Annotated in this window: 25 protein-coding genes; 9 read left to right on the top strand and 16 right to left on the bottom strand. The window is 59.3% G+C overall.

Going from position 1 to position 24,563, the window contains the following annotated elements:
• Positions 1 to 9 precede the first annotated feature (9 nt).
• A complete protein-coding gene (locus D8U60_RS25740) occupies positions 10 to 2,061 on the bottom strand; it encodes a pyridoxamine 5'-phosphate oxidase family protein (protein WP_130901257.1) in 2,052 nt (683 codons plus the stop codon).
• A 285-nt stretch (positions 2,062 to 2,346) separates the two neighbouring features.
• Here D8U60_RS25740 and D8U60_RS25735 point away from each other — a divergent pair, with 285 nt between their 5' ends.
• Positions 2,347 to 2,976: a glutathione S-transferase gene (locus D8U60_RS25735; RefSeq protein WP_130901256.1), complete on the top strand. Its 630-nt coding sequence runs from the start codon at positions 2,347 to 2,349 to the stop codon at positions 2,974 to 2,976.
• Positions 2,977 to 3,130: 154 nt separating this feature from the next.
• On the top strand, positions 3,131 to 4,051 hold the full coding sequence (locus D8U60_RS25730; RefSeq protein WP_122610581.1) for a LysR family transcriptional regulator: 921 nt from the start codon (positions 3,131 to 3,133) through the stop codon (positions 4,049 to 4,051).
• A 28-nt stretch (positions 4,052 to 4,079) separates the two neighbouring features.
• Here the strand turns inward: D8U60_RS25730 and D8U60_RS25725 are convergent, their stop codons facing one another.
• The gene (locus D8U60_RS25725) at positions 4,080 to 4,856 is read right to left on the bottom strand and encodes an alpha/beta hydrolase (RefSeq protein ID WP_024013008.1); all 777 of its coding nucleotides are present in this window, start codon (positions 4,854 to 4,856) and stop codon (positions 4,080 to 4,082) included.
• A gap of 154 nt (positions 4,857 to 5,010) precedes the next feature.
• Positions 5,011 to 5,916 carry an AraC family transcriptional regulator gene (locus D8U60_RS25720; RefSeq protein ID WP_130901255.1) on the bottom strand — a complete coding sequence of 302 codons (906 nt, stop codon included), beginning with the start codon at positions 5,914 to 5,916 and terminating at the stop codon, positions 5,011 to 5,013.
• Positions 5,917 to 6,041: 125 nt separating this feature from the next.
• On the opposite strand from D8U60_RS25720, the gene rclC reads away from it, so the two are divergent.
• Together rclC and D8U60_RS25710 are read left to right on the top strand one after the other, a co-directional pair.
• Complete coding sequence (gene rclC, locus D8U60_RS25715) at positions 6,042 to 6,617, top strand: reactive chlorine resistance membrane protein RclC (protein ID WP_130901254.1); 576 nt, start codon at positions 6,042 to 6,044, stop codon at positions 6,615 to 6,617.
• A 30-nt stretch (positions 6,618 to 6,647) separates the two neighbouring features.
• Positions 6,648 to 6,875, top strand: a complete 228-nt coding sequence (locus D8U60_RS25710) for a DUF2790 domain-containing protein (protein WP_130901253.1) — start codon at positions 6,648 to 6,650, stop codon at positions 6,873 to 6,875.
• Between the two features lies 1 nt (position 6,876).
• Here the strand turns inward: D8U60_RS25710 and D8U60_RS25705 are convergent, their stop codons facing one another.
• The gene (locus D8U60_RS25705; RefSeq protein ID WP_130901252.1) at positions 6,877 to 8,118 is read right to left on the bottom strand and encodes an MFS transporter; all 1,242 of its coding nucleotides are present in this window, start codon (positions 8,116 to 8,118) and stop codon (positions 6,877 to 6,879) included.
• A 118-nt stretch (positions 8,119 to 8,236) separates the two neighbouring features.
• Positions 8,237 to 9,370, bottom strand: coding sequence for a lactonase family protein (locus D8U60_RS25700; RefSeq protein WP_130901251.1), 1,134 nt, complete (start codon positions 9,368 to 9,370; stop codon positions 8,237 to 8,239).
• A 265-nt stretch (positions 9,371 to 9,635) separates the two neighbouring features.
• Here D8U60_RS25700 and D8U60_RS25695 point away from each other — a divergent pair, with 265 nt between their 5' ends.
• The gene (locus tag D8U60_RS25695) at positions 9,636 to 10,937 is read left to right on the top strand and encodes an Nramp family divalent metal transporter (protein ID WP_024013001.1); all 1,302 of its coding nucleotides are present in this window, start codon (positions 9,636 to 9,638) and stop codon (positions 10,935 to 10,937) included.
• A gap of 42 nt (positions 10,938 to 10,979) precedes the next feature.
• On the opposite strand, the gene D8U60_RS25690 is transcribed toward D8U60_RS25695, so the two are convergent.
• The 5 genes from D8U60_RS25690 to folE form a co-directional block, all read right to left on the bottom strand.
• Positions 10,980 to 11,783 (bottom strand): DUF1206 domain-containing protein, encoded by an 804-nt coding sequence (locus tag D8U60_RS25690; RefSeq protein ID WP_016774775.1) that lies wholly within the window; start codon positions 11,781 to 11,783, stop codon positions 10,980 to 10,982.
• Positions 11,784 to 11,908: 125 nt separating this feature from the next.
• Positions 11,909 to 12,214, bottom strand: a complete 306-nt coding sequence (locus D8U60_RS25685; protein WP_130901250.1) for a DUF6482 family protein — start codon at positions 12,212 to 12,214, stop codon at positions 11,909 to 11,911.
• Positions 12,215 to 12,228: 14 nt separating this feature from the next.
• Positions 12,229 to 12,939 (bottom strand): SDR family oxidoreductase, encoded by a 711-nt coding sequence (locus tag D8U60_RS25680; protein WP_130901249.1) that lies wholly within the window; start codon positions 12,937 to 12,939, stop codon positions 12,229 to 12,231.
• A complete protein-coding gene (locus tag D8U60_RS25675; RefSeq protein WP_076562880.1) occupies positions 12,936 to 13,478 on the bottom strand; it encodes a DUF3833 domain-containing protein in 543 nt (180 codons plus the stop codon). Before D8U60_RS25675 ends, D8U60_RS25680 begins: the two co-directional genes overlap by 4 nt.
• A 45-nt stretch (positions 13,479 to 13,523) precedes the next feature.
• A complete protein-coding gene (gene folE / locus D8U60_RS25670; protein ID WP_016774771.1) occupies positions 13,524 to 14,081 on the bottom strand; it encodes a GTP cyclohydrolase I FolE in 558 nt (185 codons plus the stop codon).
• Positions 14,082 to 14,435: 354 nt separating this feature from the next.
• Between folE and D8U60_RS25665 the strand changes: the two genes are divergently transcribed.
• Positions 14,436 to 14,747 carry a hypothetical protein gene (locus tag D8U60_RS25665; RefSeq protein ID WP_130901248.1) on the top strand — a complete coding sequence of 104 codons (312 nt, stop codon included), beginning with the start codon at positions 14,436 to 14,438 and terminating at the stop codon, positions 14,745 to 14,747.
• A 169-nt stretch (positions 14,748 to 14,916) separates the two neighbouring features.
• Here the strand turns inward: D8U60_RS25665 and D8U60_RS25660 are convergent, their stop codons facing one another.
• Complete coding sequence (locus D8U60_RS25660; protein WP_110600700.1) at positions 14,917 to 15,876, bottom strand: LysR family transcriptional regulator; 960 nt, start codon at positions 15,874 to 15,876, stop codon at positions 14,917 to 14,919.
• Positions 15,877 to 15,965: 89 nt separating this feature from the next.
• Between D8U60_RS25660 and D8U60_RS25655 the strand changes: the two genes are divergently transcribed.
• The 3 genes from D8U60_RS25655 (at position 15,966) to D8U60_RS25645 (ending at position 18,810) form a co-directional block, all read left to right on the top strand.
• On the top strand, positions 15,966 to 16,784 hold the full coding sequence (locus tag D8U60_RS25655; RefSeq protein ID WP_130901247.1) for an NAD(P)H-dependent oxidoreductase: 819 nt from the start codon (positions 15,966 to 15,968) through the stop codon (positions 16,782 to 16,784).
• Complete coding sequence (locus D8U60_RS25650; protein ID WP_110600557.1) at positions 16,781 to 17,071, top strand: hypothetical protein; 291 nt, start codon at positions 16,781 to 16,783, stop codon at positions 17,069 to 17,071. The genes D8U60_RS25655 and D8U60_RS25650 overlap by 4 nt, the downstream gene beginning before the upstream one ends.
• A 284-nt stretch (positions 17,072 to 17,355) precedes the next feature.
• The gene (locus D8U60_RS25645) at positions 17,356 to 18,810 is read left to right on the top strand and encodes a TrkH family potassium uptake protein (RefSeq protein ID WP_130901246.1); all 1,455 of its coding nucleotides are present in this window, start codon (positions 17,356 to 17,358) and stop codon (positions 18,808 to 18,810) included.
• Between the two features lie 59 nt (positions 18,811 to 18,869).
• On the opposite strand, the gene D8U60_RS25640 is transcribed toward D8U60_RS25645, so the two are convergent.
• From D8U60_RS25640 to D8U60_RS25620, 5 genes are all read right to left on the bottom strand, one after another.
• The gene (locus D8U60_RS25640) at positions 18,870 to 19,355 is read right to left on the bottom strand and encodes a DUF6130 family protein (protein WP_130901245.1); all 486 of its coding nucleotides are present in this window, start codon (positions 19,353 to 19,355) and stop codon (positions 18,870 to 18,872) included.
• 121 nt (positions 19,356 to 19,476) lie between these two features.
• Positions 19,477 to 21,867, bottom strand: a complete 2,391-nt coding sequence (locus D8U60_RS25635; protein ID WP_130901244.1) for a TonB-dependent siderophore receptor — start codon at positions 21,865 to 21,867, stop codon at positions 19,477 to 19,479.
• 120 nt (positions 21,868 to 21,987) lie between these two features.
• Positions 21,988 to 22,968: a FecR domain-containing protein gene (locus tag D8U60_RS25630; RefSeq protein ID WP_130901243.1), complete on the bottom strand. Its 981-nt coding sequence runs from the start codon at positions 22,966 to 22,968 to the stop codon at positions 21,988 to 21,990.
• Entirely contained in the window at positions 22,955 to 23,473 is a 519-nt protein-coding gene (locus D8U60_RS25625) for a sigma-70 family RNA polymerase sigma factor (protein ID WP_038862146.1), read from the bottom strand. The genes D8U60_RS25630 and D8U60_RS25625 overlap by 14 nt, the downstream gene beginning before the upstream one ends.
• A gap of 185 nt (positions 23,474 to 23,658) precedes the next feature.
• Positions 23,659 to 24,552 (bottom strand): LysR family transcriptional regulator, encoded by an 894-nt coding sequence (locus D8U60_RS25620; RefSeq protein WP_122706226.1) that lies wholly within the window; start codon positions 24,550 to 24,552, stop codon positions 23,659 to 23,661.
• Between the last annotated feature and the right edge of the window lie 11 nt (positions 24,553 to 24,563).

Genomic DNA, 24,563 nt, shown 5'->3' with positions numbered 1-24,563 from the left:
CCTCATGATTCAAACGTCCAGCACCAGGGTTTCGCTGCCCTGCGCCGGGGCGGCGCAGCAGATCAGCACTTCGTCGTCCGCCAGGCGCATGGCCGGCGGGGTGAGGTAGTGCACCTGGCCGCTGGTAAGGCGGGTTTTGCAGGTGCCGCACGAGCCGCCGCGACAGCTGAACTCCGGATTCAAGCCACGCGCCTCGGCCAGTTCCAGCAAGGTGCCGCTGCCCGGTTCCCAGCGTGCTTCCTTGCCGGACGTGGCGAACAACACCTTGACCGGTTCTTCGGCGACCGGCACCTGCGGCGGCGCCGGGGTACTGATTTCGACATCGCGGATCAGCGTCGAAGGGCCGAAGGTTTCGGCGTGGATGCGATCGTCGGGAATACGCATTTTGCGCAGGCCGTCGTACAGCGCCTGGGTAAAACTGCCCGGGCCGCACAGGTAGAAATCGTAGTCATCCAGCGGCAGCAGGCTCTTCAGCAAGGCAATGTCGATGCGCCCGGCATGATCGTAACCCTGCGCTGTTGCTTCCAGCGGCGGCTGGCTGACCACGCGCAGCACCTTGACCTTGTCACCGGCGCGCGCAGCCAAGGCGTCGATTTCTTCGCGAAAGGCCAGATCCTCGACGGTGCGACTGCTTTGCACCACCCAGGTCGGGCGCATGCGGCTGATGCGTCTGCCCTGATAGACCACCTCGCGCAGCATCGACAGCAACGGCGTCACCCCAACCCCTGCGGCCAACAGCACCAGTGGCCGGCGTTCGGTGGCGTCGACGGTGAAATCGCCTTGCGGCGCGCGGGCTTCGATCAAGTCCAATGCCTGAACCCGATCATGCAGATGCGAAGACACCGAGCCGTCGCGTTTGACGCTGATGCGCAGGAACTCGTCCGACGGCGCGCTGGAGACGCTGTAGGTGCGGATCGACGCGGCATCCTGACCGTCGAGCAAGACCTTGATCGGCAAGTGCTGGCCCGGTTCGAAGCGCGGCAGGCCGAAGCCATCGTTGGCTTGCAGGTAAAAAGAACGGATCTGCGGACTCTCATCGACCACCCGCGTGACGTGCAGCGCGCGCCATTGATTGCGCAGCGCCTCGGCCTGCAAACGCTCGCGGGTCTGTTCCCAGCTGCCGGTCATTTGCGAGTTGGGCGAATCGCCTTCCGGCTGCTCGGCCCAGCGCAGTGGCAGCGCGGCCTGACGGTAAACGATGCGCTGCGGCTTGAAGCGCCACAGGCGCTCGGCGCCTTGAAACGCGGCGATTTGCGGATCGTCGAGCAGCACTTCCGCGCTGCCGGTCATCTGCAACAGATCGCCGCTTTCGAAATCGATGAAAGTCAGCCCGGCGCGCGGGTTAAGCAGAATGTTGCCCAAGGTGTTGAAGAAGAGATTGCCGGAGAAATCCGGGATGGTCAGGGTGCCGTCTTCGTCCATATGCACGAAACCGGATTTGCCGCCGCGATGGGACACATCGACTTGGCGCTCACCGTCGCGCACCACGTAAGTGGCCACGTAGAACGAGTCGGCGGCGGTGATCATGTCGCGCACCAAGGGTTCGCTGACCGGCAAGTCGAGCGCGTTGTCGGTGGTCTCGTCGACGAAGGCGTAATGACGCAGGTTGATATAGCGCGGGCAGTTGCCGTAAGCCTGGGTCACGCCGATCTCTAGAATGTTGTCATCGCGGCGGCTGATATTGCCGTTCATGCGATTGCGCCGACGGGTGTGCAGCTCGATGCCGAGCATGCCGATCGCATCGCCGGGTTGCAGGCCTTGATTGGCCGGGTCGTTGGGCTGGGCGTCGAGTTTGATCTTCAGCACCTGTGGCGACGGCGAATCCATGAACCCCGGTTGACCGGTGCGCAGCGTTGCCCACGGATCGCCCTGGCTGTCGACAGCGCCGAGTACGACAAAGGGCAGTTGCGCATAGAACTCGCGGTGCTGGTCCGGCATCCAGTCGCGGGCCAGTTGCCGCTGGCCGACACCGACCATCATCTCCACCGCGCCGACGGCACGTTGCAGGGTCAGCTCACCTTCATGCCAGGGCGAGGGCTGCGGTTTCGACGCTGTGTCCATTTCGATTCTCCTCGGGTGCAAACGGGCCGGTGAGCCGCCAGGGGCTGAAGCTCAAGTGGGCTCATGTTCGCCCTCGGCCGGTTGCGAGGGAATGGCCAGAAACTGCAATCCACTGTTTCACTCGGTGAAATGATCCCTGCGCGCACCTAAGGAGGCGGTTGATTATTTCACTGGCTGAAATGCTCGATTGTATTTGCTGAGGATTCCGCGATTTGCGGCAGGGGAGCAGGATGAGACCCATCGACACGATCAGCGGGTCGACCTCAAATAATCCAGGAGCACGTCATGTCCCAGTCAGCCGTCAAACTGTACCGCCATCCGTTGTCCGGCCACTCGCACCGCGTCGAGTTGATGCTGTCCCTGCTGGACGTTCCGACTGAACTGGTGTTCGTCGACCTGATGAAGGGCGCACACAAAACCCCTGAATTCCTCGCCCTCAACCGTTTCGGTCAGGTGCCGGTGATTGATGACAACGGCACGGTGCTCGCTGATTCCAACGGCATTCTGGTTTATTTGGCGAGCAAATACGGCAACGGCCAGTGGCTGCCGAGCGATCCGGTCGAGCAAGCCAAGGTGCAACGCTGGTTATCGGTGGCAGCCGGGCAGATCAGCTCCGGCCCGGCCACGGCGCGCTTGATCACTGTGTTCGGCGCCGGTTACGACGCGGCTGATGCGATCAAGCGTTCCCACGCTTTATTGCAAGTGATGGAAGACGAGTTGGCCAACAGCGCATTCCTTGCCGGCGACAAGGCAACCGTTGCCGATGTGGCCGCCTACACTTACGTCGCCCACGCACCGGAAGGCAATGTCTCGCTTGAGGATTACCCGAATGTGCGGGTGTGGCTGGCGCGGGTGGAGGCGCTGCCCAAGTTCGTCGGCATGCAGCGTACAGCGGTGGGCCTGCAAAGCGCTTGATATCAGCACACGCCAAAAAACCTTGTGGGAGCGGGCTTGCCCGCGATAGCGGTGGGTCATTCAGCATCGTTGTTGACTGACAGGACGCCATCGCGGGCAAGCCCGCTCCCACAGGGGGCGGTGGGTTTTCAAAATCTTCGGCAGGTTCCCGTCTATGGATCGTTTTCAGGAAATGCGCATGTTCCTGGCCGTGGCCGAGGAGGGTGGCTTTGCGGCGGCGGCCCGGCGTTTGAACACCTCGCCCCCCAGCGTCACCCGCGCCATTGCCGCTCTGGAACAACGCATCGGCACGCGTCTGTTGTCGCGCACCACGCGCAGCCTGCATCTGACCGAAGCCGGGCATCGTTATCTGGACGATTGCCGAAGAATTCTGTGCGACGTCGACGAAGCCGAAGAGGCCGCTGCCGGCAGTTATCGGGTGCCGTGCGGGCACTTGAGCGTGACCGCGTCGGTGTTGTTTGGCGAGCTGTTCATCGCGCCGTTGCTGGCGCAATACGTCGACGCGTTTCCTTCGGTGCATCTGAAGGCCTTGCTGGTCGATCGCGTGGTGAACATGGCGGAAGAGGGTATCGATGTCGCCGTACGCATCGGCCATCTGCACGAGAACAATCAGCATGCAATCAAGGTCGGCGAGGTCCGCCAAGTGATTTGCGGCACCCCCGATTACTTCGCCCGCTATGGCCGTCCGCAACATCCGAACGAGCTGAGCCGCGCCAATATCGTCATGTCGTCCGCCAGTCATTTGCTCAGCGATTGGCAATTCGCCCATGCCGATGGCCCGTTGAGTTTTCGCTTCGAACCGCGTCTGGTGGTCACGGCGAATCAGGCGGCGATCAACATCGCCAGCTCCGGTTGGGGCATTACCCGGGTGCTGTCTTATCAAGTCGCCAGCCAGGTTGCGGCCGGTGAACTGGAATTGGTGTTGCAGGCCTATGAGCCGCCGGCGCTACCGGTGCAACTGGTCTATCTGAAACATCCGCGCGTACCGGCGAAGGTGCGCACGTTTGTCGATTTCCTCAGCGAACGTCTACAACATCATCCAGCGCTGAAAGCCGTGAACAGGGTTCACGGCTAAGGCTTCAAGGGTTCAACTCAGCGCTGGATCACTTCGCGGCCGCAGCGGTTTCGATCAGGCTGGCAACGGCTTTCGGGTTCGACACCATCACAACGTGCGACGCGCCTTTGACCACGACGGTCTGCTTGGAGTGCGCGCGCTCGGCCATGAACGCCAGGGCTTGCGCCGGGATGTTCTTGTCCTGGTCCCCGTAGACGAAGTACGACGGCACGGTTTTCCATGCAGGCTCGGTGGCGGCTTCGTTGAGCGCGGCGACGGTCACCGGGCGCTGGGTGGCGGCCATCAACTTCGCATCTGCCGGGGAAACATCAGCTGCGAACTGCTCATGGAATTTGTCCTGCTGGATGTACAAATCCTTGCCACCATCGGCCAGCTCAACCGGGGCCGACAGGGTCGGGCCAAGAGTGCTGCCAGGGAAGCGGCCGGACAATTCGGCTGCGGTTTCACCCTTTTCCGGAGCGAACGCAGCGACGTACACCAGCGCTTTGACATTGGCATTGCCGTAAGCGGCTTCGCTGATCACCGGGCCACCGTAAGAGTGGCCGACCAGCACCACCGGGGTTTTCACGCTGGCCAGCACATCCGCCACCGATTGCGCATCACCCTTGACCGAGCGCAGCGGGTTGGCAGCGGCGATCACCGGATAGCCATCCTTCTCGAGAATCTTGACCACGCCGTTCCAGCTGCTCGAATCGGCAAAGGCACCGTGCACCAGCACCACGGTAGGTTTGACCGGCGCGGCGAAGGCGGCGGTGGCACCAAACATGGCGGCGGTAAGGGCGAGGGTAGCGAAGACTTTGTTCATGGTGATGTCCTGTCGATTGATTAAGGTAGGAATGGAAGCGACAGTGGTATTTAGCGCGCTAAATGTGTCAGTTGTGTGTGCGCACGGCCGAACTTCGCATGCATGTGTATCTGTGTCGGCAATTGCTACACGCTGATACAAAGCGACCATCCGTTCAGATCGCGCGGCGGATCTTGCCTGGGGCCTCGCCGTAGGTTTCCTTGAATTTCTTGCTGAATGCAGCTTGCGACTGATAGCCGACCTGCACGGCAATGTCATTCAGGCCCAGATGCGAATGGCTGAGAAGACTGAACGCCAGTTCCATGCGCAATTGGGTCAGCAGCACCCACGGCGACACGCCAGCGACCCGGGCGAAGGTGCGCATGAACGTTGCACGAGACATGTTCGCGGTGTCGGCCATGGCTTCGATGGTCCACTCGTGCGCCGGGTCGGCCAGTATCGCCTGACAGGTTCGGCCCAGGCGCTGGTCGCCGAGCAGCGCCAGAGTGCTCTTGTCCTGCTCCGCACGGGCCAGGTGCGCACGCAGAATCAAGGTGAACAAGGCTTGGGACAGTGAATCGAGGAGAAAGCGTGCACCCGGCTGTTCGCTGTCGGCTTCGCTGCGCAATAGCGCGACCAGGGCGGTCAGCGGCGCATCCACCGGCAAACCATCGTTGGCAATCAACAGGTAATCGGGGAGGGCAGCGAACAGCATCGACGCGCGGTTGTAATGAAAGCCACCGCAGAGCATGTCCAGATCGGCGCTCGCGCCACCCAGCCGATAGATCGGCAACACCCCGCCGGGAATCAGCGTTGGCGACATCGCCGCTACGTTTTTGCCGTCACTGTGCAGCACATGTGGCGTCCCCCGTGGCAACAGCAGAATATCGCCGGCGCGCATCGCCAGGCGTTGTCCGCTGGCCAGTTCAACCCGGCATTCACCTTTGAGCACGACGTGGTAGGGCGCCTTGCCCAAGGCTTCCTGTTGATGATCGCGCGCCCAATCGCCTTGAAACTGGCAACGCAGATCGAGGCTGCCGCGCACGTTGGCCAGGCTGATGAGCTTATCGAGCGAGTTCATTGGCACCCATCACGAAGGAATCCGCAAAGTTGAGACGATTGAGCAAGACGTTGAGCATGACCGACAAAAGCGCGATTCGGTAGCACCGCAGACTGACTCCACTTTCATTGATCTGGAGACGTCGCATGTTCACCTCAATCAACGCCGGACTACAACAGCTCGGCAAACTCGATCGCCTCGGTATCCCGCTGATGCGCGTGGCCATCGCCATCGTCTTCCTGTGGATCGGCGCGCTGAAATTCGTCCCGTACGAAGCCGACAGCATCACGCCCTTCGTCGCCAACAGCCCGGTGATGTCGTTCTTCTACGAACACCCGCAGGACTACAAGGCGCACCTGACCCATGAGGGCGAGCTGAACGCCGACAAGCGCGCCTGGCAGACCGCGAACAACACCTACGGCTTTTCCACCGGGCTTGGCGTGGTGGAAATTCTCATCGGTCTGCTGGTCCTGTCCAATCCGCTTTCTCGCCGTACCGGCCTGCTCGGCGGTGCCTTGGCGTTCGCCACGCCGCTGGTGACCCTGAGCTTTCTGATCACCACGCCGGAAGCCTGGGTCGCTGCGCTGGGCGATGGTCAGCATGGCTTTCCCTATCTGTCCGGCGCCGGACGCCTGGTGCTCAAAGACGTCCTGATGCTCGCCGGAGCGCTGCCGGTCATGGCCGATTCCGCGCGCCAATTGCTGACTGAACGTCAGGCCTGAATTCCTTCCCCTTTATAGAGAGATCACACCATGAAAACGTTTATTGCTTTGACCCTGGCCATCCTCGCCGGCAACGTGTTCGCCGCCACCGAACCTGCACAAACCGGCGTGCCACTGGATATCGCCAAAACCATCAGCATCACCGACACCAGCGCCGCCTGCGGAATTGTTCCGGTGGAGGTCGTCTATGAAGACAGCCACGGTCAGCGGCATGTCGCCACTTACAGCGTTTTAGGCGATGGCTGCGGTGGCGATTAGCTCAGGTTTGGCCCATAACTGCAGCGGACTCGAATTGCTCAGTCCGCTGCAGCGTTTCCGGAACACCGATCACCAGCAGCAGGAATGCTGCCGCTGCAATCCCGGCGAGAGTCAGGAATGCCGCGCTGTAACCGGCGGCCTCGACGACAAATCCGGCGAGCCCATTGCTCAGCGCCGCGCCCAAGCCAAACGCTGTGGTCAGCGCGCCGAGGCTGACATTGAAATGCCCGGAGCCGAGGGTGAGATCCTTGACCATCACCGGGAACAGCGCACCGAACAAACCAGCGCCGACGCCGTCGAGCAACTGCACGGCGACCAGCCAGTACGGATCATCCGAGAAGGTGTAGAGCAAGCCACGCAGCGGCAGGATCAGAAAACCCGCCAGCAATAACGGTTTGCGCCCCCAGACATCGGCTTTCGCACCGGCCAGCAGCGCCATCGGCACCATCACCAGTTGCGCGGCGACGATGCACGCCGAGGTCAGCGGTGTGGCCATGTGCAAGTTGGCTTGGGCGAGTTTCTGGCTCACCAGCGGCAGCATCGCCGCGTTGGCCAAGTGAAACAGCGCGCAGCACAGGGCAAACATCAGCAACGGGCGATTGCTCAGCAGTACCTTGAATCCGGACGGCTGATGGCTTTGATCGCCAGGCTGCAAACCGCGCGCGACGTCGTGATCTATCGCTTCGGCCGAAACGAACAGCACGGCAATCACACTGGCCAGCGCCATGACCGCCATCAGATAAAACACCGCCACCGGACCGAACAGATAGGCAAACAAACCCGCCAATAACGCCGCGCACGCGTTGCCGGCATGGTTGAACGTCTCGTTGCGACCGGTACGCCGGGTGAATGCTCGTGGGCCGGTGATGCCTAGGGTGATCGCGGAAATCGCCGGGGCGAAAATTGACGCTGCCGCCGCGCTCAAGGCTTGAGTCAACGCCACCAGACTGAATGACGAAATGAACGGCAGGAGCAGACAACTCACCGTCACCAACAGCGCGGCGATGATGATCAGCGCACGTTTCGCCCGGCTGCTGTCAACCAGCGCACCAGCGGGCGTCTGCGTGACCAGCGCGGCGATACCGGCGAGAGTCATGACCACACCGATGCTGGCCGGGTCCCAGTGGTGCACGGCGAGCAAGTAGATGGCGAGGTACGGCCCGAGGCCGTCGCGGACATCGGCGAGGAAGAAATTCAGACTGTCCAGCGAGCGGTTGTTGCGGCGATCGAGATGGCTGATCACGTTGGGCAGTCTCTTGAAAGTGAGGTCTGCGAAAATGTATCAACCTCGGCAAACCTAATGACCGAAGCGGCGGGGGATTAGTTGCAGAACGGCGGAGCAGTTGCTGCTCCGCAGATATTCATGCGTCAGGCGTTTGCAGTACTTCGATCCATAACGCGCCTTTGCCGGAGGCCGCTTCACCGACACGCTTCAGCGCGCCATCCTTGCTCACCGCGTACGTACCGACCTTGGCGCTTTTCTCGCCCGTCACCAGCAGCCAGCGGCCATCGGGGGAAAAGGCGATGTTGCGTGGTTGCTGTTCTTGCACGGGGTAGTTGTCGAGAAACGTCAGTCCTCCCGTTGCCGGATCCACGGCAAATGCCGAAACGCTGCTGCTGGTGCGCTCACTCATCAGCAGCAGTTTTCCATCCGGCGACATGCGCAGGTCGGCAGCCCAGATGCGTGGGGTCGGATCGTCTTTCAAGTCGTTGTTGCGCGCATCACGGACTTCGCCGTGGGCCAGTTTCAATCGCTCGGGAATGCCATTGGCTTCAGCGATGCGGGTCAACGCGCCGCTGGCCTCGTCGATCGAAAACGCCGTCACGGTGCCGCTCATTTCACCGACGACGTAAAGGAATTTGCCGTTGGGCGAGAACGCCAGGTGCCGAGGCCCGGTTTTCTCCGGAACACTGACCGCGCCGCTGCCGATCGGGCTGAGTTCGCCAGTCTTGGCGTCCAGGCGATATTGCAGCACCTTGTCGGTGCCCAGGTTACCGGCGTAGGCAAAGCGATTGCTCGGCTCGGTGCGAATCGAATGGGCATGCAGGCCGGTCGGGTAGCGCAGGATGTTGGCGGAAGGTTGATGATCTTCGCCGATCTTTTGAACGCTGAGGGTGTCGGCGCCGTAGGACGCGGCGAGCAGGTAGCGACCTTTTCGATCGGTCGACAGGTAGGCCATGCTCTCTGCCAGAGGCGCTTGGGTGAATTTTGTCAGGCGACCGCTTTGGCGATCGATCCGGTAACCCAGCACCTGAAAGGGTTTGACGCGCAAGGCTGCAAACAGCACCTTGCCATCCGGGGAGAGAGCCATGGGATTGACCTGATCACCGGCCTGAATCTGCTCAACGAGGGTGAGCGCGCCATTGCTCTGATCAAGGCGATACTGCGAGATCAGACCGTCACCGGGGCTTGAGATGTAAGCGTAAGTAGCGGCGTTAGCCGTCACGCTCAACGTGGAGGCGAGCGCAGCGATCAAGAGGGTTCCTTTCATCATTTCCAGCCTTATTGTTGTTGTGATCAGTCATCCTATGAGTGATTCGCTGGGGCATCAATGGCTATTTCGTCGGCCTGTAACGTCGCTACGCTTATTTCACATGCTTGTTCTAGATGATTTTGATCAGCAGAAATGACCGGAGAGGGTCGTCGTCATTGAGGTTTGACACATTTTTACATACTCTCCCGTTAGCGTTGTTGTACGACATCCTACCTAATGTGCGCAGTGCAACAACTCTCACAAAAACAATAACGGAGATACCCCTATGACGAGCATGGCTCCACTCGATCATCAGGCCGCTGCAAAACCGCAAAACCTGTTCCTGCGTACGCTGAAACTGCTCGGCCCCGGCATTATCGCCGTGCTGTCGTGGCTCGGTGCGGGCGATCTCATCACGTCTTCAGTGGCCGGTGCGAACTACGGCTACGCGATGATGTGGGTGCTGGCGGTCTCTTTGCTGTTGAGATACCTGATCGTCAACATCATTGCCCGTTTCCAGCTGTGCAATAACCAGGGCATGACCATTCTGCAGGGCTACGCCCAGCTCAACCCGGTGTTTGCCTGGTTCATGCTGGTTTATGCCTTGTTGATGGGGCACTTGATGAACGCCTACATGATCAAGGGGGCAGGGGAGTCGCTGGCGATGCTGTTCAAGATCGATCAGCCATTGCTGTGCTCGGTGGCGGTGGTGCTGGCGGTCTGGATGCTGGTCGGGCGCAACATCTACACGATGATCGAAGGCGTGATGAAGCTGCTGCTGGCGATCATGACCCTGGCGTTCATCGCTTTGGCGGTGATGTCCGGTCCGGATGTCAGCGGCATCATCAAAGGCACCATCGGCTTCAGCATTCCACCGGACGAAGGCGTGCATGGCGCGTTGCTGGTGGCGGTTTCAGTGATCGGCGCGGTTGCCGGCTCGATCGCCAACTTCGTGCACCCCTATGTCATGCGCCAGAAAGGCTGGACCGGGCCGCAGCACAAGCGCATTCAGCGTAACGATCTGCTGTTTGCGGTGTTCGTCGGGATCATCATCAACCTGGCGATCTGGATCGTCGGTGCGGAAATCCTGCGGCCCAACGGCATCGAGGTGAAAACCTTGGGCGATCTGGGCAAGGCGCTGGAAATCTTCTTCGGCCCGATCGGCTGGTACGTGTTCTTCATCGGCGTATTCGCGACCTTGTTTGCCAGTATTTCAGGCAAGACCACGGCGTTTCCGATGCTGATCACCGACGCCTTCCAGCATGTTCGTCCTGAGCGCCGCGAGAAGTACGGTAAAGAGTTCCATCACGACCCGATGCACAAGTGGTTCATGCTGTTCATCCTGGTCACGCCGCTGATCTGGTCGATGCCGGGCATGCCGGATTTCGTCACCCTGACCATTGGTGTCAGCGCATTGAATATCATTGGTTTGCCGGTGATTTCCCTGGGCTTGCTGATCATGTCTAACCAGAAATCGCTGCTGGACAAGCAGTACCGCAACAACCTGTTTGAAAACATCGCGCTGATGTTTGCTACAGGTCTGGCGCTATGGGTAGCGTTCCAGTTGGGCGTTGATCTGTTTACTTGACGGGAAGCAATCGAGGGGGCAAACGCCCCCTCGAATCGCCGCTTACAACGGCACATCCATTTCGATCCGGCGCCAGGCCGCTTCGGAAAAGCTGTACACCGAAAACGCGATCAGCCCCAACGCCATCAGCATCAACAGCACGCCGCCTGCCGGCAGATTCTGCAAAGCATCCAGCGCTTCCTTCATGCCGGGTGGATTGGTTGCCTGGTAAACCGAGCCGCTGACCGCCATCAACACTGCAATCTCGATAAACACCACGCCGCGGGCGATCAAGCCAAAGCGCGACACCGGGCGCACGTAGCGCATCACTTCGTCATCCGCTTCGAAGTATTTCTCGAACGTGGCCTTCCAGCCTTTGATGATGTGGGCGATACCGACACCCAGCGGAATCAGCGCAATCAGGTAGATCAACAGGTTCGAATGCTCGAACGACAGCAGCTGCGCGAGCAGATCCTTGGTCTTGCCATCGCCGGAACCGCCCGAACTCCTGAGACCACTCACCAACAGACCCAAGGCAAAGAAGGCCAGCGCCGCATTGACCAGACCGCCGGCGAGCAGACCTGCGCGAATGACCAGGCCTTTGAACTCGCTGCCATGGTGGTCGACATCGCGGATCGCTTGCAGCGCACGCCACGCGGCGAAGGCCAGCAGGCCGGCGACCACAACACCGATCAGCACATAGCCAAAGGGCTGACTGAGCAATGCTTCGAGGCTTTTGTGACTGTCTTTCGGTTTGGTGGAGTCGTGCGCTGCCAACAGCGCGAAGATACCGATGATCAGATACAGAACGCCGCGCGCGGCGTATCCGCCTCGGGCAAGCAGGACAAGTGTGTGTTGAGTGGACATGGGTTTACTTCCAGGGAATCGATGTGAAGCAGACCCGTGGACGGGGCAGGGGTTCGATAAATGCGTCGCCGGTGGGCGACGCGCGCTTTATCAGCCTGCCATTCAGCGCTCGCCTCGCTTCAGCGTCATAACGGCATGGTCAGCGAAAACGGAATGCGCAGCTCTTCAACCGGCCCTGAATCCCGACCGCACATTTCGTCGTGCACGCATTGTTGCACCAGTACGCAGGGAAACGCCGGCACGGTCTGCAGCAAGTCGCGCAGGTGGGTGATCGAGCGCAGGTGCATTGGCTTGGCCGCGTCATCGAGCAAGGTGAACTGGCCCTGATCCACGCGAATTCTCGCCAGATAAAAACCACCTTCGAGTGACAGCAGCTCCAGTTCGCGAACTTCACTGTTGGCCGCACGTTCGGTGAGGGTTTGCAGATTCATGCTTCACTCCTTGCCTACCAGGGCAGGCGTTCTCCATCGTAGGCGAAGAAATGGCCGCTATCGGCCGGCGTTAGCGTGTCAATCAGACTCAGTAATTGCCCGGCGGCAATGTCTGCCGGGCGGGCGCTCGAGGCTCCGCGAAAAGGTTGCGACAACGGCGAGACCACCGTGCCTGGGTGCAGACTGAGCAAGCGGCTCTGCGGTCGAGTGCGCGAAAGCTCGATGGCGCCGGTCTTGATCAGCATGTTCAGCGCAGCCTTGGAGGCGCGATAGGCGTACCAGCCGCCCAAACGGTTGTCGCCGATGCTGCCGACTTTCGCCGACAGCATCGCCATCGCGCCTTGAGGCGCAAGCAATGGCAGAAAGTCGCGCAGCAGCAATGCCGGCCCCAGCGTGTTGACTTGAAACACGGCCTGCAGCGACTCGGCTTCGATTGCACTGTAGCTTTTTTCCGGCTTGATCCGGTCACGATGGAGCAGGCCGGCCGCGTGAATGATCAGGTGATAGGGCGCTTCGCCTGCCAGTTCGGCGGCGGCGCTGGCGATCGTTTCGGGCTGCTCGAGGTCGAGCTTCGGCACGGTATCGCGTCCCAGCGCACGGACGCTGGCGCAGCGTGGATCCTTGTTCAAATGTTGGCAGAACGCCGTGCCGAGGGCGCCACTGGCGCCGATCACCAAGGCGCGATAACCGTCGCCGAACGAGGCCAGGGTCAACCCACTGCTCATGGGTTCGCTCCAGCGTTCTGGCGCCGGAAGAACACCGTCACCTGACCGACTTCGAAACCCCACTTGGACATACGGGTGCGGTTGATCAACGTGTCTTCGTCGACCAGGTACATCCAGTCGTCCATGCTCATCTCGTAGGTCGAGTCGTCGACTGGCAGGTTCAGGCGATAACGCCAGTGGAAGGTGTTGCCTGCGATCTGGCCCTGCGCAACCCCGACCACATCGTGCGCGCGACCGCTCCACTGACCATTGCCGCCAGGAGTGAGGGTCCAGACTCGGCGTTCACGGGTGCCGTCGCTGTAACGGAAGCGCTCGTCGAGGATCAGGTTTTCACCCTCACGACGGCTGGCAATATCGACCTCAAACCGCTTGACCACTTCGCCGTTGCGCTTCTGAAACATCCCCCAGGCTTTGACGGGCTGACTGAAAAACTGCTCCAGATTCAAAGCCGGTTGCTGATCCGCATAACGAGCAACATCGACACTGCCGCAGCTTGCAATGCTGAGCGCCAGTCCTAACAGCAGCAGAAATCGGGTCATCTTCCTACTCCTTGTGCTTGTACAGTTAACAGGCTGTGTATAGGCCTAGCGCCGTCCGATGAGCTGGAGAAATTCCTGCCGCGTCGTCGAGCTGTCGCGAAAGGCACCGAGCATGACCGAGGAGGTCATGATCGAATTCTGCTTCTCGACACCGCGCATCATCATGCACATGTGCCTGGCTTCAATAACCACCGCGACACCGGCAGCATCGGTGATCTGCTGGATCGCCTGAGCAATCTGCCGAGTAAGGTTTTCCTGGATCTGCAGACGCCGCGCGAACATGTCGACCACCCGTGCCACCTTGGACAGCCCCAGCACCCGGCCAGTGGGGATATACGCCACATGCGCCTTGCCGATAAACGGCAGCATATGGTGCTCACACAGCGAATAGAGCTCGATGTCGCTGACGATCACCATCTCATCGCTCTGCGACTCGAACAGCGCACCGTTGGTGACGTCTTCCAGGCTCATCGCATATCCGTTGCACAGGTATTGCATCGCCTTGGCGGCGCGCTGGGGCGTGTCCAGCAAACCCTCGCGTTCCGGGTTCTCACCGACGCCAACGAGGATTTCACGGTAATGGCTGGCTAGTAGTGGGCTCATTCGGGTTACTCGTGGCGGTGCGGGTTAGGGATACTGTCGGGCGAAAAGGTTGTACGCATACAGGTTGGCTGTATAGGTTTTATTCAAGATAGGCCGAAAAAAATCAACTGACAACGCATCGGTGGTTTTTTTGTGCGGGTTTGGGAGTTTAGACAGGACAAACCTGGGGCCAGGTTTGGTGAGTGGCTTGCTTGGGCCAGATGTACGGGCGTTTCAGCTGATAGCTGCCGGTGGCGGATGGCAGCTATCGGTCAGAGCGTACGCCCAACGCACTTTTTTCCAACCCAAAGCGGTCATCATCATGTTCAAGTATTATTGCGTCGATGCTCGGACTGTTCATAGGTAGGTTGACGCATGGCCAGAAGCGTTAGGCTTCAACAGAAACTTCATTCAAAGTATCTCGTTGAGGTAGCGGGAGAGGTGGTGTTTGATGACTGCCTTGTTGAAAAGCTATGGGCGCTCAACAGAGGTGACCGGTTTGAGTTGAATTCACGCTCCTTCGGTTTTGGACCTGTTCAAAAATACCGCTTGGAATACGTGATAACGAGAGGCCCCATTCCTGGGCATTGGCTCTACAAAGAATTTGACCCAAAGGAACTGACATTATTTTTTACGGCAAAAGACTTTGCCGGCATTTGCCATGGCTGGACCTTGTTTGACGAGTGACCATTCACGGTTCGCTGCCTGGGAGGCAGCTTCCGGCCAAAAACAGTCATTCAGGTATGCCGATAAAACCATAATCGGCCATACGTAGATGGATGTAGATTTATTGCCTCAGCGAGCTTGCAAGAGCGAGCCAACCAGCGAGCCTTTGAGCTATCGAGTACTCGACACGCTAGCTTGTCTGGACGGGTTTTAAGGTCGTCAGAGATCTTGGGTTGCCATAATCGGATGCACGAGAATCGGCCACGCGAGTGATGAACTCACGTACCCATTTGAAGCCGGCGTGCCCATCCGACCGCTCATGCCAGAACAAGCCAATCGCAAAACCTTCCACCGGCAAGGGAGGGGCTACGCACAGCAGTTGCTCGCTGCGACCGTCTACAAGACGACTTGGAACCAGGGCCACACAATCGGACTGCGCGACCAACTCCGGTACTGGAAGAAATGACGACGCTGAATGAACGACGTTACGCCGCAGCCCGCGCGCTACCAAGGCGTGATCCACCGAGGTAGAGAAGCCTCCGCCGCGCAGTGACACCACGACATGTTCCAGCTGCGCGAACTCATCCACGGTCAGGTCCGCGCGCAGGCTGGGATGCCCACGACGCCCGATCAGCACGTAACTCTCATCATAGAGGTGTTGCGAGTGCAGTGCGGGCGGAACCCCGTTCATGTTTATCACGGCCAGATCCACCTCGCCGCGGGTCATCTGCAGCTCCAGCTGTGGTACGTCCAGGATGCGCAGTGCGATGCGGACACCCGGCGCTTCGCGTCGCATGGCGACAACGAGATGTTTGATCAAAACCGCCTGCACGTAATCCGTGCAGGCGATTGATACCGTCAGGCTCGCCGTCGCGGGCTCGAAATTCAGATGAGTAGTGACCGTCGCCCTTACCTGGTCAAGTGCCTGGCGAAGCGGCACGAGCAGCTCCAAGGCTTTGACGGTGGGCGTCATTCCACGCTGCGCGGGGATCAGAAGAGGGTCGTTGAAGACGTCGCGCAGACGGCTCAACTGAGCGCTGACTGCTGGCTGGCTCAAATGCAGACGGGCGGCAGCCCGGGTCACGTTCTGCTCAATGAGAAGGGCCTCCAACGTCACAAGCAGATTTAGATCAAGGCGTCTGGTATCCATCGATCTTATGTTAGCAGCAAACTTTTGCGATTTCACAGATGGCCCGAGCCCCGCGACACTCCTTCGAAATCACAGCGGAGCCGTCCTTCATGTCGAAAAAAATATTGATCATCTATGCCCATCCCGAGCCTTCGTCGCTAACGCGGCAACTGGTGGATGTGTCTGTTGAATGCTTGACTGCGCAAGGACACGAGGTCCTGCAATCCGATCTATACGCCATGGGCTGGAAAGCGATATTTGACGAGCACGACTTTCCTCAGCGGGCCAACCCTCAGCGGCTTTCGTTCGGAGCAGAGTCCGCCCACGCCTATCGTCATCGCAGCCAAAGCTCTGACGTGGCGGCGGAGCAAGACAAGGTTCTAGCGGCAGACGTTGTCATCTTCCAGTTTCCGCTTTGGTGGTACGGCATGCCGGCCATCATGAAGGGATGGATAGATCGCGTCTGGGCAGCCGGACTCGCCCACGGCTACAAGGACGCTGGCAACGCCTACCGCTATGGTGACGGCGCTTTCAAAGGCAAGCGGGCCTTGTTGTCAGTCGCTGTCGGCGGCCCCGCAGATGACTACTCGCCGCGCGGCATCAACGGACCACTCGAGCAATTGCTGTTTCCGATCACGCACGGCTCGCTCTACTTTCCTGGGTTCGATGTGCTGCCGACGTTCGCCATATACGGCACTGGCAACTTGACCGCCGCAGATGCCGTCGCAGCCAAAGAGGCTTGGCGCACCCGGCTCGAGAATTTGTTCACAGATGCGCCAATACCTTTCCGGCCCCAAAACGGTGGGGACTACACTCCCCGCAATGAGCTTAAACCGCATGTGGCCGTGGGCCAGAGCGGCATAATGGCGCACGTCGCGTATGGTGAAACAACCCAGCGCAAGCAGCTGAAAACGGAGGAGGTGTCATGAAAACCTTCGTGATCCTGACTCGCCGTGCTGATGGAGCGGCAGAAGACTTCAAGCGGCTGGCGAAACCGGAGGTAGTGCACGTTTGGCAAGGCTTCGCTGGCGGTATCGTGCGCGCAGTTCATGGGCTGGCCGATGGTCCCGGTGCCGCGTTTGAACTGGAATCCGCCACCTTCGAAGAGGCGCGTGATTACATCGAGGCGCTGCCTTACGTCAAAGGGAATCTGCTGCACGTGCAGTACTGCGCGCTCAAGCCCTTCTCTGATTACGAGAAACTCGTTTCCTCCTGATGAGCGATCAGCGCAGATCAACACCTGTTTGCACGGCGCTGCATGCTGTAGCCAGATTTTACGCGCAGCATGCAGCGTCAGGCCGGGACTCGTTTGATGCGAAGAGGGCTGGCACTGGCGGCTTCTGCCGATTTCGGCCTGTTGCGAAGGCCTGTAATTGACTCTTAGCCACGCTTTGACTCACGCAATCTGACTCATTGCAGGTAAAAATTTTACGGAGAATTTACGCAGTCTTTATTGAGGGCATCCGATACTGCGCGGCGCTAATTTGGAACGCTTTCGTGATGTCCCTCGCAGCAATTCGGCTTATCGGTTTCATCTTGGGTATTTTTCTGATCACCCTGGCGGTAAGCATGGCTATACCCATGATGACGCTGGTGGTCTATGAGCATAGCGACGATCTGTCGGCCTTTCTCTGGTCGAGTCTGATTACCTTCATCTGTGGTCTGCTGTTGATCGTGCGAGGGCGTCCGGAGACTGGCAATCTTCGGCCCAGGGACATGTACCTGTTGACTACCGCGAGCTGGGTTGTTGTGTGCGCCTTCGCAGCGTTACCCATGGTTTTCATCAGCGATATCAGCTACACCGATGCGTTCTTTGAAACGATGTCGGGCATCACCACCACTGGCTCGACGGTACTCACCGGTCTGGATAGCGCCTCTCCCGGCTTGTTGATCTGGCGTTCCATGCTGCACTGGCTAGGCGGCATCGGTTTTATCGGCATGGCTGTCGCGATTCTTCCGCTCTTGCGAGTCGGCGGCATGCGTCTTTTCCAGACAGAGTCCTCGGACTGGTCGGAGAAAGTGACACCACGTTCTCATGTCGCAGCCAAGTACATTCTTTTGCTCTATCTGGGCCTGACGGGTATCGGCACTTTGGCGCTCTGGCTCGCAGGAATGACCCCATTCGAAGCGATCAACCACGCAATGTCGTTGATCTCTACCGGCGGGTTCTCGACGTCGGACTCCTCCCTCGGGCACTGGCAGCAGCCAGCAATTCACTGGGTGGCGGTAGTCATCATGATCCTGGGCAGCCTGCCATTCACCTTGTACGTCGCAACCTGTCGGGGCAATCGGCGTGCGTTGATCAGGGATCACCAAGTACGCGGGTTTATTGGATTCCTGCTCGTCACATCGTTGGCAGTAGGTACCTGGCTGTATTTTCACAGCGACTACGGATGGTGGGACGCGTTTCGTATCGTGGCGGTCAATGTGACCTCGGTCGTCACGACCACCGGAATTGCGGTTGGCGACTACACCTTGTGGGGCAGCTTCGCTGTGTTGCTGTTTTTCTATCTGACCTTCGTCGGTGGCTGCTCCGGCTCAACGGCAGGCGGGCTGAAGATCTTCCGTTTTCAGGTGGCTGCCGCGCTTCTGGTCAGCAGTTTGAAGCAGTTGATCCATCCCCGAGCCGTGATTCAGAAAAAATACAATGGCCATCCCATCGACGAGGAAATCGTCCGTTCGCTGCTGACCTTCTCGTTTTTTTTCACCATCACGATTGCCGCCATCGCTTTGGGCCTGGCGCTGATCGGGCTTGATTGGATTACCGCCCTGAGCGGCGCCGCTACGGCGGTGTGTAACGTCGGCCCCGGCCTGGGCACAATCATCGGCCCGGCAGGTAATTTCTCGTCACTGCCGGATGCAGCCAAATGGCTACTCACCGTTGGCATGCTGCTAGGCAGGTTAGAGATCCTGACGGTGTTGGTGCTCGTGACCCCGGTTTTCTGGAGATATTGAGCCAGTCAGTCGCTGGCAGAGACGCCGATTGTTGCCTGTTTCGGTGAATAGCAGGGCAGTCATGGCTTTACCGCGTGATGATCGTCAGTACGGGGAGCGTCCATCGGTTTCTTCTCCGGTACTGTAAAACTCACTGTCGTACTGGTGATGATCTGGTGCGTCGGATCGGCCACTTCCAAGAGAACCTTGTGAGGACCGGGCGTTAGCCCGACCAGGATAATCGGGTCTTCACTGGTGTGCGCCCACGTACCTTTCCAGTCATCGACGGTCACGTGAAGGTGACCTAAGCGTGGTGATACCTCAGCAGCCACTTTGCCAAATACCGGCATGATCCTGGCGTGCTCTGTTCGAAACTGGATGATGACCACTCCACGGGCGAGCGGCTCGGCAAGCGGCGGGTAGGCAATGAGTTTCGGCGCACTCTCGGATGCCAATGGCAGTATTGCCGGTGGAGAATCGCTGTCTGCTGCCCCTTGTCCGAGCACGGATGGGCAAAAGCAGACACCCAAAGCCAGGGCCAATAGACTTCCGGGAGCGAGGGACATGATCGGTTTCTCCGCGTGACTTCATTCAAGCGTAGATCAAGCTGGGTATTGCCCGTAGTTAACGGTGCCCGCGGTAACGCGGGCACCGTTTTCTGTGTGGGAAAAACGCTTACCCGCCTGCTTACCAGTTGTAGCTCAGCTTGGCGGTAATCTCGCGGCCCGGGTTGTAGAAGTTCGCGGTGCCGGAGCCGACCACGTGCTGCTCGTCCAGCAGGTTGCTGACATTCACCGCCAGGTCGGTGCCTTTGGCGATCTTGTAGTTGAAGGCGGCGTCGAACAGCGTGGTGCCATCGCTTTTGCCGGAGTTGGCTGCATCGAAGTAATAAGCGCCGACGTAGCGCGCACCCAGGCCCACGCTGACATCGGTGGCGGGTACGTCGTAGTAACTCCAGAGCGAAGCGGAATGCTTGGGTGCCGTGGCGAACTCGTTGCCCTTCAGGGAACTGCCGTCATACAACGAACCGCGCAGTACCTCGGACTCCATATAGGAATAGCCACCGATCAGGCTCAGGTTCTGCGTCACCTGCGCCTTGGCCTCCAGGTCGAGGCCACGCGCCCTCGATTCACCCACCGTCTGCTGCTCGATGATGCCGCTCGGCAGCACCACGGCGATGGTGACGTTTTCCTGGGTCAGGTCATACACGGCGGCGGAGAACAGTGCGTCCATCCCCATCGGTGCATACTTCACGCCCACTTCGTACTGCCTGCCTGTCTGTGGTGTCACGCCAACCTGCGGCGGCGAGACGGATTCGACCATGCTCACGTAGGTTGATACTTCATCGTTGACGATATAGGTCAACGCACCTCGGTAGGAGGTTTCGGAGAAGTTGTCTTTCTCAGTGGATTGCAAGCCTTTGCTGGTCAGGTCCATCGAGTCGTTGCGCACGCCCCCGGTGACGATGAAACGCTCGTAGAACGACAGGTTCTGCTGAAGGAAGACGGCCTTGGTGGTCGCGTCTCGCTTGTTGACGGCATACGGCGCGATTGAGCGTGGAACGCCAGTAAACACCGGGTTGGCAATATCGATCGGGGTTGTCAGGGCGTAGACCGAGCTTTCCTTGGTGGTCGAATCGAGATACTCCACGCCCACCAGGCTGCTGCTGTCGATGTTCTCGAAGCGGGCATCGTATTGCAGCATCAGATTGCCGTTGAACTGATCGGCTTCAGTGTCGGTTCCGAACAGGTATCGATCGACGGTGGTACCGACACGTGCGGCGCTGTCGCTGAGGTACACGTAGCCGAAATCATCGGTCAACTTGCTGTAACGCAGATTGCTGCGCAGCACGAAACCGTTGTCGAAATCATGGGTGACGTTACCGCTGAGGCTGGTGCGCTCGACATCGTGGAAGTTGTAGCTGGGCTCGCCATAAAACTTGCTGCGGTCGTATTCCCGATCCAGTGGATAGCCGCCGCTGTTGGGCGAACTCTCGGTTTTCAGGTAGTCCAGAATCATCGTGGCCGACGTGTAATCCGTCGGTGCCCAGGTCAGGCCACCCATAAACAACTGGTTGTCGTCCTGCGAGTGATCGTACTCGCGGTCGCTGTTCTGGCCTTTGGCAGTAAAGCGGCCGGCCAGGGTTTTTTCGTCGTTCAGCGCATCGCCAACATCGATGCCGGTCTCGACATGGTCAAACGAACCGTAGGTCACATAGCCTTGGCCAAACTTCTCGAAGCGCGGCTGTTTGGTCACGAAATTTACCGAACCGCCCGGGTCCGCAGGGCCAAACAGGGTGGAGTTGGCGCCACGCAGAATCTCGATGCGCTCATAGGCGAACGGATCTTCGCGTACGCCGCGCATCGAGCTGAGGGTCAAGCCGTCACGGTAGGTGGTGGCCTGGAAGCCGCGGATCTGGAAATAGTCGTTGCGATCATCCGTACCATAAAAGTCGCTGACCACGCCCGGCGTGTATTGCAGCGCTTCTTCCGTGGTGCTGACGCTGCGTTGCTGCATTTCCTTGTTGGTCACCACCGACACCGATGCCGGTGTATTGAGAATGCTGGTGGCCACCTTGCCGCCCACCCAGAGTTCCTTGGCAACCACCGAGTTGGCGTCGTCGTCGGCACTGACCCGAACCTTGGCATTGATGATGAGCGGGGCGAGGCGGTAGTCCTCGACGGCCGTTGCGTCGAGTTCCAGCGGGCCGGCGGTTTTTGCTTGAGGGGTCAGCAGGTAAGCATTTGGGCCTTGCTGTTCGATCTGCAATTCGCTGCCCTGGAGCAGGGATGACAGCGCTGCCGACGTTTCGAGCGAGCCATTCACGCCAGCCGTGGTGCGGTTCGCCACACTCGAGGCGTCGAAGGAAAGGCTGATGCCAGCCTCGCGCGCAAAGCGGTCAAGCGCTGGCGCCAGTGGCCCGGGGGCGATATTCCACTGTTTGACCTGACTGCTCTGGTCAGCGCCCGAGGTTTGCGCCAGCGATGGCAATGCGTAGCTGCTCACGATCAAACCCAGGATCGCACCGTGCATGGCACGACTTAATGGATGGCACTGTGAAACCGGGGACGAACTCATTTTCTCGCTCCAAGAAAGGACATCGGCAGACTGGCCTGTATTCCGGCCTTCCTTACAGGTCGAACGAGAATGAGAAACCACCTCATTATTTTTTAGGTAGCAAAAAATATTTGGATGGAGTCAGGTGGCAGCGGTTACGGTGACCCAATAACGGGTTCGGTAATCAATGTGCAGGCGCAGTGACTGCGCGATCAATGCCAGGACCCGATCGTTGTCGGCGAGCTGGAAGGTGCCGGAAACGCGACGATCAGCGACTTCTTCGGCGCAGCGCAAGACTCCTGGACGATAACGCGACAACTCTGCGATGAAGTCACCAAGGCGCATATGGTTCGCACTGATCACTCCGTCACCCCAACCCCATGGATCAAGGCCGTTGTCCCCGACCGTTCGGGCGTCACTTGAGGTGAACAGCAGTTGATTTCCTGCCAGGACGTTGCGGCTCGCAGGCGTTTGGCTGGAGCCGGGGAACACCGTGACTGATCCTTCCTGAGCTGCGACCAGAGTGCCGTCGTCACGCTCGCGGACCAGAAAGCGCGAGCTGTGGGCTCGCATCATTCCGTCGCGTGATTGCACCCACAACGGTCGCGCTTGCGGCGAGTGTTGATCCGCACCGACATTCACGATGATTTCACCACGGCGCAGGATGATCAGGCGTCGCTGGGCGTCGAAATCGCTGTCGACGGCGCTATCGCTATTGAGCTGGATAAGGCTGCCATCATCGAGTTCGAAACGTCGTTGCTCGCCGGTGCTGCTGCGCTGCTGTGCAAGCATGGAGGGCAGGGGGGTGTAGTCGCGGCCGAGCCAGGCTGCCGTGCCGACGGTCGCCAATACGCCCAGTAGCTTCAGGCTTTCCCGCCGGCGCATTCCCTGTTGGGCGCCCTTAAGGGTTTGTCGAGCCAGCTGAGCTGGCACGCCTTCGAATTCATCGCCAAGCGTTTCCACACGCTGCCACGCCAATCCATGCTCCGGGCGCTGCTGCAGCCAGTGCTCGAACGTGCGCTGTGTCTGTTCATCGGCTTGATTGAAGCGAAGGCGCACCAGCCATTGGATCGCCTGCTCGACAATGGCCGGATCCAGCGCCTCGGGCTCAGGCCTCGACATAACGCAAGCGATAGCAATGTTGCAGGGCCGTGGCCAGGTCGCGCTCCACCGTCGCGCGGGAGACTCCGAGCTTTTCGGCGATTTGCGCGCAGGTCAGACCGTCGAGACGGGCAAATAAAAACGCCTGGCGAACTCTTGGTTTAAGCGAGTCAAGCAGACGGTCTATGCGCTCGAGCGCATCGAGAATCATCAGCCGGCTTTCTTCCGAGGGAACCTCGTGTTGCGGCAGCAAGGTGATGCTTTCCAGGTAGGCACGTTCGAGTTCGCGACGACGATACTGATCAATCATCAGACCGCGGGCAATGCTGCTCAAATAGGCGCGTGGCTCGCGCAGGGCGCCGGACTGATGGCGGTGTTTGAGCACACGCACAAAGGTGTCTTGCGCCAGATCTGCGGCGTTGTCGCGACAGCCGATGCGACGGACCAGCCAGCCCTGTAACCACGAGAAGTGGGTGCGATAGAGCAGCCCTGGATCTGCAGTACCTAGTGTTTCGTCGCTACGCATCGGCATCCCGGGACATACATGATTGATAATGAATCGCATTCTACTCAGGCGATTGATCTTAGGCAAACATGCGCAGCTCAGCGCCTGCATGCAGGCGAATGGCATGGTTGTGCAGGAACTACGAGTGGAAGATGCGTCCGGCAATTGGATAGATTGAACGCTCGCCGTCCCGAGTGGCGTGCCTTCTAAAGGGAGAGGACGTTGCCCGGGCTCACATCTGCGAACCAATCGACCAGCATGTCCGTCAGCACCCGTATCTTTCGCGCAGGGTGCTGGCTTTGGGGGCGAACAATGTAAATACCCGCCGGAACAGGGGGATATCTGTGCATGACGGACACCAATGCGCCAGATTTGATGTGCTCGTCGATGACGCTGTCAGAAAGGTACCCAAGACCCAGACCTGCAACGGCTGCCGCGGCGAGCGCGACAGGATTGTCAGCCTTGAAGCGCCCTTGGGGATTAACCATGATGGACTTTTGGCCATCCATAAACCGCCAGGTTTCCGCACCTTGCATAAGAGATTCATGCGCAAGAATCTCGTGGGGAGCCTCTGGCGCTCCATGTGTACTCACATAGCCTGGGCTTGCCACGAGTTTGCCGTGAATGCTGCCCACACGCTTTGCGATGAAATTGGAGCTCTGTAAATGGCCGACCCGAATAGCACAATCGAAGCCCTCGCCAATCAGATCGACGATACGATCGCTGTAACTTGCATGAATGTGCAGGAGAGGGTGGCGTCGCCCCATTTCAGCAAGCACGGGGGCAATATGTGTCGGGCCGTACGAGATCGGTGCTGCGATCCGGAAGCGGCCTCGAAGGTCTCCATCTGGAACAATGGCGTCCCTGGCCGCGTCAAACTCAGCGACGATCCGCGCCGCATACTCTCGCAAGGCGGCTCCCGCTTCGGTGACAGCAGCACCACGGGTTGTCCTGGCCAATAGCTGCACACCCAGTTGGGTTTCCAGCTTCAGAAGCCTGCGGCTTATTATCGATTTCGCAACACCCAGTCGCCGGGCCGCCGACGAAACACCACCCGCGTCGGCTACCTCGACGAAGGTTCGAAGATCATCAATATCCAATGCTTCCTGCC

This window comes from Pseudomonas sp. Sample_11 (genome assembly GCF_004307505.1).
GTDB classification, from domain to species: Bacteria; Pseudomonadota; Gammaproteobacteria; order Pseudomonadales; family Pseudomonadaceae; genus Aquipseudomonas; species Aquipseudomonas atacamensis.
Note: the sequence above shows the minus strand (reverse complement) of the source record. Positions and strands in the feature narration are given on the sequence as shown.